At 70.3% G+C, this 13924-nt stretch carries 12 protein-coding genes; 8 read left to right on the top strand and 4 right to left on the bottom strand.

Annotated features, from left to right (window positions below; genetic code table 11):
* Window positions 1-19 precede the first annotated feature (19 nt).
* The 3 genes from ABZ532_RS03320 (at window position 20) to sbnA (ending at window position 3156) form a co-directional block, all read left to right on the top strand.
* On the top strand, window positions 20-1015 hold the full coding sequence (locus tag ABZ532_RS03320) for a TauD/TfdA family dioxygenase (RefSeq protein ID WP_361279159.1): 996 nt from the start codon (window positions 20-22) through the stop codon (window positions 1013-1015).
* On the top strand, window positions 1012-2082 hold the full coding sequence (sbnB, locus tag ABZ532_RS03315; protein WP_361279156.1) for a 2,3-diaminopropionate biosynthesis protein SbnB: 1071 nt from the start codon (window positions 1012-1014) through the stop codon (window positions 2080-2082). Before ABZ532_RS03320 ends, sbnB begins: the two co-directional genes overlap by 4 nt.
* A gap of 75 nt (window positions 2083-2157) precedes the next feature.
* Window positions 2158-3156: a 2,3-diaminopropionate biosynthesis protein SbnA gene (gene sbnA, locus ABZ532_RS03310; protein ID WP_361279154.1), complete on the top strand. Its 999-nt coding sequence runs from the start codon at window positions 2158-2160 to the stop codon at window positions 3154-3156.
* A 4-nt stretch (window positions 3157-3160) separates the two neighbouring features.
* Here sbnA and ABZ532_RS03305 read toward each other — a convergent pair whose 3' ends face one another.
* Window positions 3161-4384, bottom strand: a complete 1224-nt coding sequence (locus tag ABZ532_RS03305; RefSeq protein ID WP_361279152.1) for a cytochrome P450 — start codon at window positions 4382-4384, stop codon at window positions 3161-3163.
* A 379-nt stretch (window positions 4385-4763) separates the two neighbouring features.
* On the opposite strand from ABZ532_RS03305, the gene ABZ532_RS03300 reads away from it, so the two are divergent.
* Window positions 4764-5615, top strand: a complete 852-nt coding sequence (locus tag ABZ532_RS03300; protein WP_361279150.1) for an NAD(P)H-binding protein — start codon at window positions 4764-4766, stop codon at window positions 5613-5615.
* Between the two features lie 188 nt (window positions 5616-5803).
* Window positions 5804-6331, top strand: coding sequence for a hypothetical protein (locus ABZ532_RS03295; protein WP_361279148.1), 528 nt, complete (start codon window positions 5804-5806; stop codon window positions 6329-6331).
* Window positions 6332-6440: 109 nt separating this feature from the next.
* Here the strand turns inward: ABZ532_RS03295 and ABZ532_RS03290 are convergent, their stop codons facing one another.
* Window positions 6441-8177, bottom strand: a complete 1737-nt coding sequence (locus ABZ532_RS03290; RefSeq protein WP_361279146.1) for an MFS transporter — start codon at window positions 8175-8177, stop codon at window positions 6441-6443.
* A gap of 226 nt (window positions 8178-8403) precedes the next feature.
* Here ABZ532_RS03290 and ABZ532_RS03285 point away from each other — a divergent pair, with 226 nt between their 5' ends.
* On the top strand, window positions 8404-9513 hold the full coding sequence (locus ABZ532_RS03285; RefSeq protein ID WP_361279144.1) for a winged helix DNA-binding domain-containing protein: 1110 nt from the start codon (window positions 8404-8406) through the stop codon (window positions 9511-9513).
* A 52-nt stretch (window positions 9514-9565) separates the two neighbouring features.
* On the opposite strand, the gene ABZ532_RS03280 is transcribed toward ABZ532_RS03285, so the two are convergent.
* Complete coding sequence (locus tag ABZ532_RS03280; RefSeq protein WP_361279141.1) at window positions 9566-10618, bottom strand: Ku protein; 1053 nt, start codon at window positions 10616-10618, stop codon at window positions 9566-9568.
* A gap of 81 nt (window positions 10619-10699) precedes the next feature.
* Between ABZ532_RS03280 and ligD the strand changes: the two genes are divergently transcribed.
* The gene (ligD, locus tag ABZ532_RS03275; RefSeq protein WP_361279139.1) at window positions 10700-11584 is read left to right on the top strand and encodes a non-homologous end-joining DNA ligase; all 885 of its coding nucleotides are present in this window, start codon (window positions 10700-10702) and stop codon (window positions 11582-11584) included.
* 258 nt (window positions 11585-11842) lie between these two features.
* On the top strand, window positions 11843-12697 hold the full coding sequence (locus ABZ532_RS03270; RefSeq protein ID WP_361279137.1) for a DNA ligase: 855 nt from the start codon (window positions 11843-11845) through the stop codon (window positions 12695-12697).
* Between the two features lie 51 nt (window positions 12698-12748).
* Here the strand turns inward: ABZ532_RS03270 and ABZ532_RS03265 are convergent, their stop codons facing one another.
* Complete coding sequence (locus ABZ532_RS03265) at window positions 12749-13921, bottom strand: DUF6596 domain-containing protein (RefSeq protein ID WP_361279435.1); 1173 nt, start codon at window positions 13919-13921, stop codon at window positions 12749-12751.
* Between the last annotated feature and the right edge of the window lie 3 nt (window positions 13922-13924).

Genomic DNA, 13924 nt, shown 5'->3' with positions numbered 1-13924 from the left:
AGACAGAAGGGAACGCGAGATGTCGTCCTCACCCCCCGCACCGCTGCTAGAGGTCGAGGTGCCCGCGGGCAAGCCCCCGATGCTGCGTGTCGACAACCCCGGCGGGGATGCCGCCGCGTGGGCGGCCGGGCACCGTGACGCGCTGCGGGCGGCCGTCGCCGAGCACGGGGCGCTGCTCGTCCGTGGCCTGGGCATCGGCGACGCCACGCAGGCGGCCGGGGTGTTCCGCGCTCTCGCCCCGGAGCTCATGGACCACAAGGAGGGTTTCGCCGCACGCGAGGAGTACGGCCAGGGGATCTACTCCTCCGCGACGTGGCCGACGAACCAGCCGATGTGCATGCACCACGAGCTCAGCTACACCCAGACCGTCCCTTCGCTGCTGATGTTCGCCTGTCTCAAGGCCCCCGCCGAGGGCGGGGTGACCGGTATCGCCGATGCCGCCGAGGTCTGCCAGGCACTGCCCGCCGAGCTGGTCGACCGGTTCGCGCAGCAGGGCTGGCTGCTGGAACGTTGCTACAACGACGAGATCGGCGCCTCGGTGGCCGAGGCGTTCGGCACCGATGACCGCGCCGCCGTCGAGGACTACTGCCGGGCCCACGCAATCGAGTACGCCTGGCACGACGACGGCAGCCTGCGCACCCGCCAGCACCGCCAGGCCGTCATCAGCCATCCCGTCACCGGCGCGCGCTGCTGGTTCAACCAGATCGCGTTCCTCAGCGAATTCACCCTGGCCCCCGAGGTCCGCGAGTACCTGATCGACGTCTACGGCGCCGACGCCCTGCCCTTCACCACCCGCTACGGCAACGGCGACCCCCTCGACCAGGACACCGTCGCCCTGATCAACAGCGTCTACGACGCCCACACCCGCCGCGAGCCCTGGCAGGACGGCGACCTCATGCTGGTGGACAACCTGCGCACCGCCCACAGCCGGGAACCCTACGAAGGCGACCGCACCGTCCTGGTCGCCATGGCCCACCCCCAGCCCACCACCAGCCCCCAGGGAACTCCTCGATGACCACGGACACGAATCCGGAAACGAACACGGACACGGACACGGACACGGTCGTGCCGCCGTTCTCCGTGATCTCCGGCGCACAGGTCCAGCGGGTCCTGCGAGGCCACGAGAAGCAGATCGTCGAGCTGGTCGAGGCCACCTACCTGCTCCACGGTGCGGGGCGGACCGTCAACCCGCCCTCGTACTTCCTCCGCTTCCCCGACCGCCCCGGCTCCCGCATCATCGCCCTGCCCGCCTCCCTCGGCGGGCCGGACGGCGTCGACGGTCTGAAGTGGATCTCCAGCTTCCCGCACAACGTCGAGGCCGGGATCCCCCGTGCCTCGGCCGTGCTGATCCTCAACGACCACGAGACCGGCTATCCCTTCGCCTGTCTGGAAAGTTCCATCATCAGCGCCAGCCGCACCGCCGCGTCGGCCGCGCTCGCGGCCGACCACCTCACCCGCCACACCACCAGGCCCACCCGGATCGGCTTCTTCGGCACCGGCCTGATCGCGCGCTACATCCACACCTATCTCAGCGCCACCGGCTGGACCTTCGACGAGATCGGCATCCACGACCTGTCCCCCGACAGCTCCGCCGGGTTCCGCCACTATCTCGAGGAGCACAACACCCCGGGCCGTGTCACCGTCCACGACAGTGCCGAGGAGCTGATCCGGGGCAGCGATCTCGTGGTCTTCGCCACGATCGCGGGCCAGCCCCATGTCACCGAGCCAGGCTGGTTCAGCCACCACCCGCTGGTGCTGCACGTCTCGTTGCGTGACCTCGCCCCCGAGATCCTGCTCCACTCCACCAACATCGTCGACGACATCGAACACTGCCTCAAGGCCGACACCTCACCGCACCTGGTCGAACAGCTCACCGGCAACCGTGACTTCCTCAGCGGCACCCTGGAGGACGTCATCAGCCGGCGCGTCGCGATCCCCGGCGACCGGACCGTGGTGTTCTCCCCCTTCGGGCTCGGTGTGCTCGACCTCGCCGTCGGAAAGTACGTCTACGACGAAACCGCCCGCGCCGGGGACCTCCACACCGTGGAGGACTTCTTCCACGAACGGCGCAGACACGGATGAGGGAGATGAGGACGATCGCGATCCGCCCACGGCCGGATGGACATCCGCACGGCCCTGCTTCATGAGGAGGCCATCGTGCCAGTCATATCCGATCCCTACGCCTTCAATGAGGACGATCTCTACGTCGACCTCAAGTCGGTCTTCGGTCACGGGCATGAGCTTTTCCTGAAGTGCGAGGGTTTCAACTTCGCAGGCTCGATCAAGCTGAAGGCCGCCGTCGAAATGGTGGAGGCCGCGGAGCGGGACGGCACACTCGGCCCGGATTCCATCCTTGTCGAGTCGTCGTCAGGCAACCTGGGTGTCGCGCTGAGCATGATCGCGGCGAGCAAGGGCTACCAGTTCCTGTGTGTCACCGACTCCCGCTGCAACCTGTCCACCAGGCTGATGATGGAAGCGCTGGGCAGCCAGGTGCACGTCATCGCGGGCCAGGAGGCGAACGGCGGCTTCCTCGGGGCACGGCTCGACTACGTACGTGCGCTGTGCGCGTCCGACGCCCGGTACGTATGGCTCAGCCAGTACACCAATCCGAGCAACTGGAAGGCCCACTACCGGACGACCGCCCCCGAGATCGCCAAGAGCTTCCCGCAGCTCGACGTGCTGTTCATCGGGGCCGGCACCACCGGGACCCTGATGGGCTGCGCGCGCTTCTTCCGGGAGTGGCACCGTCCGGTAAGGATCATCGCGCTGGACAGCGTGGGCTCGGTGGCCTTCGGCGGCCCGCCCGGCCGGCGGATGATCCCCGGCCTGGGCATGAGCATGCGCCCGCCGCTGCTCGACGAGGCGTACGTCGACGAGGTGATCCGCGTCGAGGAGGTGGACACCATCCGGGCCTGCCACCGACTGGCGCGCCACGGCTTCCTGTTCGGCGGCTCCACCGGCACCGTGGTGAGCGGGGCGATGAACTGGCTCGAGCAGCACCAGACGCCCGGGCTCACCGCGGTGGCGATCGCCCCGGACCTCGGCGAGCGCTATCTCGACACCGTCTACCAGGCCAACTGGCTGGAGGACCTGTACGGCGACGAGCTGTTCAGCGCGCCCGCCGAGCCCGCCGAGGACTCGTCCGGTGGGGTATGAGCCCTTACGCGGCCGGGTCGCCGTGCAGGTGGACGGGCAGCGCCACCAGGCGGTGGTTCACATCGCCCTGCTGCCAGGCGAGTTCCCCCTCCGGCACCGCCAGCCGCGCGTCGGGGTAGCGCCGGGTCAGCTCCTCGATGGCCACGGCGAGCTCGATCCGGGCCAGCGGTCCGCCCAGACAGCGGTGCGCGCCATGGCCGAACGAGAGGTGCGGGTTGTGGGTGCGGGTGAAGTCCAGCCGGTCCGGGTCGGTGAAGACGGCCCCGTCCCGGTTGGCCGACGCGAAGGCCAGGAAGACGGCGTCCCCGGCCGGGATGGTGACCCCGGCGATGGCGATGTCCTCGGTGGCGATACGGGGCAGGCCCGAGGTGTCGTCGCCGAGCAGGTTGACTCCGCGCAGCAGCTCCTCGACGGCCGCGGGTATCTCCTCGGGATGCCCGCCCAGCCGGTGCCAGACGTCCCGGTGGCTGGCGAGCAGGGTGAGCACCGAGTTGGCGAGCTGGCTGGCGGATGAGTCACCGCCCGCGCCGAGCAGGGTGTAGCCGAGCCCGATCAGCTCCTCGGTGCTGAGCCGGTCGTCGCCCAGCCGGGCCGCGATCAGGGCGGAGAGCACATCGTCTCCGGGGGTCTGTGTCTTGGCCATCACCAGGCCGGCCATGTAGGCACCGAGCTGCTCACGGGCCGCGACCGCCTCGTCCTGCGGGCCGCCCACGTCGGCGAACTGCCGTATCCAGCCGTGGAACGACGTCCTGTCCTGTCCGGGGACGCCCAGCAGTTCACAGATCACGGACAGTGCCAGGGGCCCGGTGAGGGCTCCGAGCAGATCCACCGGCCCTTCGGCCGCGTCCTTCTCGGCCTGGCCGAGCAGCTCGTCCACGAGCCGGCGCACCCTCGGCCGCATGCCCTCGATCCGTTCGGGCGAGAACGCCTGGACGGCCAGCGCCCGCAGCCGGGTGTGGTCGGGCGGGTCCAGCGAGATGATCATCCCGGGAGGTGCCTGGAAGAGCCCTTCGAACTGCGGCGCGGCCGGCTCGTACGACGCGGCGCGGCTCAGACGCGGGTCCTCCAGGGCGGTACGGATGTCCTCATGGCGGGTGATCAGCCAGGCGGGCGTGCCATTGGCGGTGGTCACCCGGACGACGGGCTGTTCGGCGCGCAGCCGGCTGAAGACCGGATCCGGGCCGCGATGGCTCGAGCCGGAGAACGGGAACAGCGGCAGTTCTGCCATGACGGAGTCTCCTCGGGCGGCGCCTGCGCGGCGGATGTCGCCAGCGAGCCTAGGGAGGAGGGCTGGAGCGGCGATGGGGGTGATGGTGGAGGCGGCGCCGCATGGCTGGAAGCGCACCACTGACGTACGGCTCGACGATGGCCGGAAAGGACCGGTAGCGGAATGGCCAAGGATGGCCGGAAACCGGCTCCGATCATCCACCCATACCACCAAAGACGCAGGCAGGCGCGGGACTCGAGCAACACCCGAGTGTCATTCGACCGAATTCCAGGGGCTAACCGGAACGGTGATTCAAGTGGTCTAGGCCGTCACCGGGCCCACGACCGCCCGCCCCTGTCCGGGGCCGTTGAAAGCACGTCGTCGAACACGGGAGTTTCTCGTGACCATTCTTGTCACAGGAGCGCGCGGCAACATCGGCAGCCAGGTCGTCGCGCGGTTGCATTCCATCGGACGTCCCCTGCGCGCCTCCAGCCGCAGAGCCAGCGGTCTCGCCGTCCCCCGTGGCGTGCAGACCGTCGCGCTCGACCTCCGGGAACCCGGCACCTTCCGGGCCGCGCTGCACGGTGTCACCCAGGTGTTCCTGTACGCGGAGCCGGACGGCGTCGCGGACTTCCTGAAAGCCGCGGACGAGGCGGGAGTACGCAATGTCGTGGTGCTCTCGTCCAACACCGTGATGCTGCCCGGCGCGGACAAGGATCCGCTGGCACAGCACCATCGTGTGGTCGAGGACGCCGTCTTCGCCTCGGGGCTGCCCCATGTGCTCCTGCGCCCTGGCGCGTTCGCGAGCAACGCGCTGGGCTGGAGCGCCGACATCCGGGAGGGCCGCGCGGTCCAGCAGCCGTTCGCGGACGCCCAGGTGTCCCCGGTGCACGACGCCGATGTGGCGGACGTGGCCGTGGCGGCGCTGGCCGAGGGGTCCCGGATGAGCGGGGTGGTCCCGCTCTCAGGGCCGCAGTCGCTGAGCTTCCGTACCGAGGTCGGCATCATCGCGGAGCTGCTGGGGCGGGAGATCCAGGTACGCGACCTGGACCGTGACGAGGCGAGGGAGACGATGGGCCGGTTCGTACCCCCGCCGGTGCTCGCCTCACTGCTCGACCAGTGGGAGGCGGGGCTTTCCCGGCCCGCGGACACCAACGCCACCTGCGGGCCCTGGACGGGCGCGCCCGCGCGCACCTTCAGGCAGTGGGTCGGGGAACACCTGGGCGCCTTCGGGGACATGCCCGCCCGGTAGGCCCGGGCCCGTCCCGCCGTGCGGCCGGCCAGGGTGATCGCGAACCCTGGCCGGCCGTCCGGCATGCCCGGGTCGTTCCGGTACGTCTCCACCCGCCCTGGACGTGATGTCGAGCAGCTGCCGCGACCCTACGCCCACCCAACCAACCCAACTGCCCACATCACGGGCGGAAACCAGGAGACGCACCGATGAGCGCTACCACCTCGACACGTGTCAGCCGCCGCACCGCAGGGGCCGTCGCGGCCGTGCTGCTCGCCATGATCGTGCCGGCCGCGGCTCCCGCTACCGCCGCCGCCACCGGCGCCGGGCACTCCGCGCCCGGTGCCGTGTCCCACAAGGCGGCGAGCCCGGTGGGCAAGTGGGACGTGTTGATCACCATCCACGCCCAGGACCCCCCGCTGTACTCGTGGATCATCTGCGATCTGACCGCGGACCAGAAGGTGCACTGCGTCAACAAGCCCGGTTCGGCCACGCCCCCGCTGGAGGGTACGGGCATCTGGAAGCCGGGCGCCGGGAAGGCGTTCAGCTTCTGGATCACCCACCACGCCCACCGCGACGAGAACGGCAACGAGCACGGCTCGATCAACGCCGTCCACGTCGGCAACTACAACCGGAAGAGCTTCGCCACCAGCGGGACCGCCTTCATCGACCTGGAGGACGGCACCCCCTGGACCGGCCCTATAGCCGTCGAGTCGAAGGCGACCCGCATCGGCTGACGTTGCCGCGGCCGACCGCACCGCCCCTGAGAACTGACGAGGAGGCCTCCGGACCGAATGGTTCGGAGGCCTCCTCGTCGGTGGTGCACGCGCAAGGAGATCTGGCTGGTCAGCCCTGTCCCGGTGCGCTCACCCGGCGGGGCAGCGCGCCTGCCGCCAGGAAGGCCACGACGATGAAGCCGAGACCTGTGTACAGCGTGATCTGGAAGGCGTCGGAGAAGGTCTGCGCACCCGCCCGCTGTACGTACGACTCCAGCACCGAGACGGCCTTCTCGTTGTCACGGACCGCCGGTGCCACACAGTCGGCGGGCTCGTCCGAGGCGTTCTCGCCGCCGTAGCGCTCGTTGACGCAGTGCTGGTAGGCCGAGGTCGCACCGCCGAGCTGGTCGGCCGGGACGCCGACCGCGGCCAGTTCCTGGCGCAGCTTGGGTGCCAGCTCGTCCCCGCTGGTCGTCGCGGAGGAGCCCAGCGGTGTGAAGAAGGACAGCGAGACAACGGCGATACCGATGGTGAAGCCGAGCTGCTGCATGGTGTTGATGAGTCCGGAAGCCGAACCCGCGTCCTCGTGCGGCACGTCCTTGAGGCCGAACAGGGAGATCGGGGTGGCCGCGGCACCGAAGCCCAGACCGATGACGAACAGGGCGGGGGCGATGCTCCAGCTGGTGATGTCCCCGTCGCTGCTGCCGTTGATCCACAGGAACAGCCCGAGACCGGCGGCGATACCCAGCGCACCCATCTGCACCACGGTGCGGCCGAACTTGGGAACCAACGCGATCACCGAAGCCGAGGCCGTGATGAACGCACCGAACGCGAACGCCAGCAGGGTCACACCGGCACGCAGCGGGGTCCAGCCCAGACCGAGCTGCATGTACATGTACAGGGCCAGCATGAACATACCGGTGAAGGTGAAGCAGGCCAGCATCAGTCCGAGGGCCGAGCTGAAGCTGCGCGCCTTGAACAGGTTGAGCGCCACCAGCGGCGAGCCGTTGGTCAGGCTCCTGCGGCGCTCGTACGCCACGAACGCGGCGAGCACCACGACCGCGGCGACCATGGAGACGAACGTCCACGCCGGCCAGCCGAGTTCACGGCCGAAGGTCAGCGGAGCAAGCACCAGCAGCAGACCGACGGTGGCCAGGAAGACACCGGGGAGGTCGATCCGGAGCGCGTGCGGCGCCTTGGACTCGGGGATGTACTTGAGCCCGAGGAAGAAGCCGACCACGCCCAGCGGCACGTTCACAAGGAAGATCGGACGCCAGTCCCAGCCGAAGATGTTGGCCGCGACGATCACACCGCCGATGAGCGGGGCGACGGTGGCGGCGATCCCGCCGACGGTGCCGTGGACGGCGAAGACGGTGCCCTTCTCGTTGTCCGGGAAGGTCACATGGATGATGGAGAGCACCTGCGGCACCATGATGCCCGCCGCGGCGCCTTGCAGCAGCCGGGACGCGATGAGCATCTCGGGGTTCATGGCGATACCGCAGAGCAGGGAGGCGATGGTGAAGCCCGCGACACCGAGCAGGAACATCTTCCTGCGGCCGTAGATGTCACCGAGCCGGCCGCCCGTGATCAGCATCAGGGCGAACGCCATGACGTAGCCGGCGGTGATCCACTGGACGGCGCCGTAGCTGGCGCCGAGGTCGTGCTGGATGGTGGGGATGGCCACGTTGACGATGCTGCCGTCGAGCATGTCGAGGAACGTGGCGACGGTCATGATGACGAACGCCGCCCAGCGGCGCCGGTCCGGGGCGGGCGAAACCCCCGCCCCGGAAGGCTGCACCGCGACGGCTTCGGCCGGGGGCGGAGCCTCGCTGTCGGTGTCCGTCGGCCGGAAGTTGGTGGAGGTCACGTCTCACTCCTCGTGATGACAGATGGTCACCATCCGGTATAGCCAGCGTGATTGGAGCGCTGCTAGAGCATGCCTGGAGTACTTAAAGGAAGGCGGCGGCCCCACGGGCCCTGTTCAGCGGCCGTTTCGAGGAGTCCTCAAGGTGTGTACGAGCGGGACAGGGCAGAGTGGGGGTGCACCGCATGTCGTCCGCCGCGTCTCACGGCACTCTCACAGGGGGCGTTCCATGACCACGCTCGGCCCGCGCGCCCTGAACCGCGCCCTGCTGGAGCGCCAGCTCCTGCTGCACCGGCACCAGCTCACGGCAGCCGAGGCGATCACCCGTCTGGTCGGCATGCAGGCCCAGGCTCCCGCGCCGCCCTACGTGGGCTTGTGGACCCGGCTGACCGGCTTCCGCCACGAGGAACTCGCCGGGCTGCTCACCGGGCGCGAAGCGGTACGCGTCGCGCTGCTGCGGGCCACCGTCCACCTGGTCACCGCCGAGGACTGCCTTGACTTGCGCCCGCTGGTGCAGCCCGTGCTGGACCGGCAGGTACGCGGGGTGGCGAGGTTCGCCAAGGCGATCGCGGGTCTGGCGCCCGATGAGCTGGCCGCCGCCGGCCGTGAGGCGCTGGGCGGTGAGCCGCTGACCACCAAGGAGCTCGGTGCGGCCCTGGCCGCACGGTGGCCGGAGCGCGACCCGGACGGGCTGGCGAACGCGGCGCGCGGACAGCTCCCGCTCGTGCAGGTGCCCCCGCGCGGCATCTGGGGTGTCGGCGGCCTGACCCGGTACGCGACGGCGGAGTCCTGGCTCGGCCGCCCCCTGGGCACCGGGGCGACCGTGGACGACCTGGTGCTGCGCTATCTGCGCGGGTACGGCCCGGCGTCGGTCAAGGACGTCCAGATGTGGTCCGGGCTGACCCGGCTGCGGGAGGTGGTCGACCGGCTCCGCCCAGGGCTGCGGGTGCTCCGAGGCGAGGACGGGCGAGAGCTGTTCGATCTGCCGGACGCACCGCTGCCCGATCCCGACTGCGAGGCGCCGGTTCGGTTTCTGCCGGAGTTCGACAACATCCTGCTGGCGCACGACGACCGCTCCCGCATGCTCGACGAGCGGCGGCGGTCGGCGATCTTCACCCGCAACGGCATCATCCGGGCCACCTTCCTGGTCGACGGGTTCGTCGCGGGCACATGGCGGGTCGACGGCAAGCGCGACACGGCGACGCTCGTGCTCGAGCCGTTCGGGCGGCTGTCACGGGCGTCCCGGAAGGCGCTGGAGCAGGAGGGCGCCGGTCTGCTCGAATTCATGACGCCCGAGGCGTCCGACCGTACGGTGCGCGTCGAACCACTCGGGTCCTGAGGGTGTGGGGGACGTCCGCCGCTCCCCCGCCCGACGGGCTGGGCCGGCCTCGTCAGGAGGCCTTCTTGCGGGGGGTGGCCTTCTTGGCCGTGGTCTTCTTCGCCGTGGACTTGGCGGTGGCGGACTTGGCGGTGGCGGACTTCGTCCCCGACGCCTTCTTGGCCGTGGACTTCGACGACCGGGACGCGGCCGTCTTCTTCGCCGTCGACGTGGACTTCTTGCCGCCTGTCTCCTTGGGCGCGGCCTTGGCCGACTTGGGCGCCGGCTTCGCGGCCTGTTCACGGGGCCGCAGCTCGGTAACCTCCCCACCGGCCTCCGCCTCGCCACCGCGCGCCTCCTGCGCCGCCCGGACACTGCTCTCCAGCGCGGCCATCAGGTCGATGACCTTGCCTCCGTCGGCGGCCGGGGCGCGCTCCGGCTCCAGCTCGACGCCCTCCGCCTTGGCGGCGATCAGCTCCTCGACCGCCGTCCGGTAGTCGTCGTGCAGCGAGCCGAGGTCGACGTCGCCGAGGGTGTCCATGAGGGCGTCGGCAAGGTCGAGTTCGGCCTCGCGGATCGTGACCTCGGTCTCCGGGGCCACACCTTCGGGCTGCCGGATCTCGTCCGGCCAGAGCAGACCGTGCATGGCGATCACATCGCCGACCACCCGCAGCATCCCCAGCCGCTCCCGCCCCCTCAGCGCGAACTTCGCGACCGCCACCTTCTTGCTCCGTTTGAGCGCCTCCCGCAGCAGTGTGTAGGGCTTGGCGGCCGGGACTCCGTTCGCCGAGAGGTAGTACGCGGCGTCCATCTGGAGCGGGTCGATCTGGTCCCCGGGCACGAACGCGACGATGTCGATCGTCTTGGCGGTGGGCAGCGGCAGTGCGGCGAGGTCCTCGTCCGTGATCGGGATCATCGTCCCGTCCGCGTCCTCGTACGCCTTGCCGATCTCCGCCGTGGGGACCTCCTCGTCCTCCAGCTCGCAGACCTTGCGGTAGCGGATCCGCCCTCCGTCGCTCGTGTGGATCTGGCGGAAGGAGATCGAGCGGTTCTCGGTGGCGTTCACCAGCTTGATCGGGATGCTGACCAGCCCGAAGGAGATCGCGCCGTTCCAGATGGATCGCACGTGCCATCCCTTTCATGCGGTATCGAGAGCTATTGAGAGGCAATAGGAGGTATCAGGGATTACGTATGGGATTCTCATCGTATGACGCCCATCACAGAGGTGGAGGGGCGGCGCCTGGCGCTCAGCAATCTGGAGAAGGTCATCTATCCGGCGACCGGAACCACCAAGGGTGAGGTGCTGCACTACTACGCGCTCACGGCCGACCCGCTCCTCGCGCACCTGAAGGACCGCCCGCTCTCGTTCCTGCGGTACCCCGACGGCCCGGACGGCCAGCGGTTCTTCACCAAGAACCCACCACCGGGCACCCCGTCCTGGGTGCGTGTCGCCGAGGTACCGCGCTCCTCGCGCGAGAAGGGCGAGCAGGTGGTCCTGGCGGATCTGCCCGGGCTCGTCTGGGCAGCGAATCTGGTGGTGGAATTTCACACTCCGCAGTGGCGGGTGGAGGAACCCGGCAGGGCCGACCGGATGGTCCTCGACCTCGACCCCGGCGATCCGGCGACCGTGGTCGAGTGCTGCGAGGTGGCTCTGTGGCTGCGCGAGCGGCTCGCCACGGACGGCCTGGAGGCCTATGCGAAGACCTCGGGCGCCAAGGGCCTGCACCTGCTGGTGCCGCTGGAGCCGACCCCGTCCGATGAGGTGTCGGCGTACGCGAAGTCCCTGGCCGTCGAGGCGGAGGCGGAACTCGGCGGCCTGGTGGTGCACCGGATGGCACGAGCGCTGCGCCCCGGAAAGGTGTTCGTGGACCACAGTCAGAACGCCGCCGCGAAGACCACCGCGACCCCCTACACCCTGCGCGCCCGGCCCGAACCCACCGTTTCCACGCCTGTGACCTGGCAGGAGATCGAGGCCTGTGGCTCCCCGGCCGAGCTGGTGTTCCGGCTGGGCGATATCGCGGGGCGACTCGAACGGCACGGGGACATGCTGGCGCCGCTGTTCGACCCGGGGCACGCGGGCAGTCTGCCGTGAGGTGATCGTCCGTTGGGGTGACCGTCGGTCCCGCACCGCGACCCAGGCGCACGACCTTCCTCCGCGCAAGGCGCTGAGCGGCGCCCAGGACCGGGATCCGCGCCCCCGCAGCGCATCTGCGGCTGACCGCTGAGGCTGTCCCGGTGACAGGCTCACGAGGACGGCGAGCCCCTCGCTGCCCCGAGGTTCCCGCGGGTTGAACCTGGCTGCATGGACGAGAGCTCGCCGAGAGTGGCCCTTCGGCCACCAGTCGACGTCATGCGCCCACGGCCGGTGGACGAGATCCCCGGGCACGGCAGCACGCCCGGGGGCTTTCAGTACTCCCTCAAGCTCGACGGATTCCGCGCCCTCGCCTTCGTCCTCGACGGCGGAAGGGTCTTCCTCCAGTCACGCTCACAAAGGGACCTCTCCAGGGAATTCCCCGGGATTGCCGCATACCTGCGAGATCACCTGCCACCCGGAGTCGTGCTGGACGGTGAATTGTGCGCCTACCGCGAGGGGCGGCTGAGCTTCACCGACCTGCTCAGGTCCCACAGTGATCGCGAGCGGTCGGGAGTCCCGGTGTCCTACATCGCGTTCGACATCCTCGCTGTCCCGGGCCGGGACGTCAGGGCCCTGCCCCTGAGGGACCGGTGGGAGCTGCTCGGAGCGGCGCTGCGGGACGTCGGCCCACCCCTTCAGCGTGTGCTGGCGACGCTGGACGAGGAAACAGCCCACGCCTGGTTTCGCGACATGAGAGCCGTGGGCGTCGAGGGGATCGTGGCGAAAGCACTGAACTCGCCCTATCGGGCAGGAGGAACCTGGTCCTGGAGGAAGATCCGGCATTCCGATACGCGGGACGGCGCGCTACTCGGCGTTTTCGGCCCGGTGGAGCGACCGCGGGCACTTCTTGTCCAGCTTCCCGATGATCGAACCGTGAAGACGTCGCCTCGCCTGACCCCGGTGCAGTCACGGCAGGTCGGCGAGCTGGTACGCGGTCGCTTGGGAGAGCTGACGGAACACCCGGACCACGGGCCCGTGCGGATACTCACCGAGCCTCTCCTCGTCGAACTGCGCCAGGGGGCCGGACGCCACGAGACGGCCCGCTTCGTGCGCGTACGGCCCGAGGGGTGAGCACGGGCTTCGTCGCCCTTCACGAGCGGCGGTATCCGGAGAGCGCCCCCGTCAGCGACGCCGGCGGGCGTTGAGCCGGGCGGCCTGGCGCGTCAGGTGGTCGCGCTCGGCGAGGTTGGGTGCCTTGTGGACCGCCTCGGCGTACAGCCGTGCCGCCGTCGCCAGGTCGCCCGCGCGCTCGTGGAGGTATGCCGCCACCGCGGCGTGGCGGGGCAGTGAGGCGTCCAGCGCCGCGAGCGCTGTCAGGCCGGCCCGCGGTCCGTCGGCCTCGCCGACGGCCACCGCCCGGTTGAGCCGGACGACGGGGCTGTCGGTCAGGCGCACGAGTTCGTCGTACCACTCGACGATCTGCACCCAGTCGGTCTCCTCGGCGGCGGGCGCGTCGGCGTGGAGTGCCGCGACGGCGGCCTGGGCCTGGAACTCGCCCAGCCGGTCGCGGGCGAGGGCCGCCTGCAGGATCTCGACGCCCTCGGCAATCGACTCGGTGTCCCACCGGCCGCGGTCCTGCTCGGCGAGCGGCACCAGGCTGCCGTCGGGCGCGGTCCGTGCCGCCCGACGGGCGTGGTGGAGCAGCATGAGGGCGAGCAGCCCCGCCACCTCGGGGTGGTCGACCTGGGCCGCGAGCTGCCGGGTGAGCCGGATGGCCTCGGCGGCGAGGTCGACGTCGCCGGAGTAGCCCTCGTTGAAGACCAGGTAGAGGACGCGCAGCACGGTGGCGACGTCGCCGGGCTGGTCGAGCCGCACGCCCGAGACGGTGCGCTTGGCCCGGCTGATGCGCTGCGCCATGGTCGCCTCGGGCACCAGGTATGCCTGGGCGATCTGGCGGGTGGTGAGCCCGCCGACGGCGCGCAGCGTGAGCGCGACCGCGGACGACGGCGTCAGCGACGGGTGAGCGCACAGGAAGTAGAGCTGGAGCGTGTCGTCCACCGCGGGGGCGGGCCCGGGCGCCGGCTCCTCGTGGACGAGGACCTCGCGCCGGCGGCGGGAGGTGTCCGCGCCGGTCGCGTCGAGGAACTTGCGCCAGGCCACGGTGACCAGCCAGCCCTTCGGGTCCCGCACAGGCTCTCCCCTGTGCGAAGAGCTCGGGGAGGCGGCGGGCCAGACGCGGAGGGCCTCGACCAGTGCGTCCTGCACGGCGTCCTCGGCCGCCGCGAAGTCGGCTCCGCGGCGGACGAGGATGGCGAGCACGCTCGGCGCGAGGCTCCGGAGCAGGAACTCGTTCACCTC

It is taken from the genome of Streptomyces sp. NPDC019396 (assembly GCF_040632375.1).
In the GTDB taxonomy this organism is placed as follows: Bacteria; Actinomycetota; Actinomycetes; order Streptomycetales; family Streptomycetaceae; genus Streptomyces.
The sequence above is the reverse complement of the archived record's forward strand: the minus strand, read 5'-3'. Positions and strand labels throughout refer to the sequence as shown.

Excerpts from the sequence above, each read along its gene's own strand:
- ligD (WP_361279139.1), top strand. The coding sequence starts at position 10,700 with ATGACGCCCATCACAGAGGTGGAGGGGCGGCGCCTGGCGCTCAGCAAT.
- ABZ532_RS03295 (WP_361279148.1), top strand. The coding sequence starts at position 5,804 with ATGAGCGCTACCACCTCGACACGTGTCAGCCGCCGCACCGCAGGGGCC.
- ABZ532_RS03320 (WP_361279159.1), top strand. The coding sequence starts at position 20 with ATGTCGTCCTCACCCCCCGCACCGCTGCTAGAGGTCGAGGTGCCCGCG.
- sbnB (WP_361279156.1), top strand. The coding sequence starts at position 1,012 with ATGACCACGGACACGAATCCGGAAACGAACACGGACACGGACACGGAC.
- ABZ532_RS03270 (WP_361279137.1), top strand. The coding sequence starts at position 11,843 with ATGCGCCCACGGCCGGTGGACGAGATCCCCGGGCACGGCAGCACGCCC.
- ABZ532_RS03305 (WP_361279152.1), bottom strand. The coding sequence starts at position 4,384 with ATGGCAGAACTGCCGCTGTTCCCGTTCTCCGGCTCGAGCCATCGCGGC.
- ABZ532_RS03285 (WP_361279144.1), top strand. The coding sequence starts at position 8,404 with ATGACCACGCTCGGCCCGCGCGCCCTGAACCGCGCCCTGCTGGAGCGC.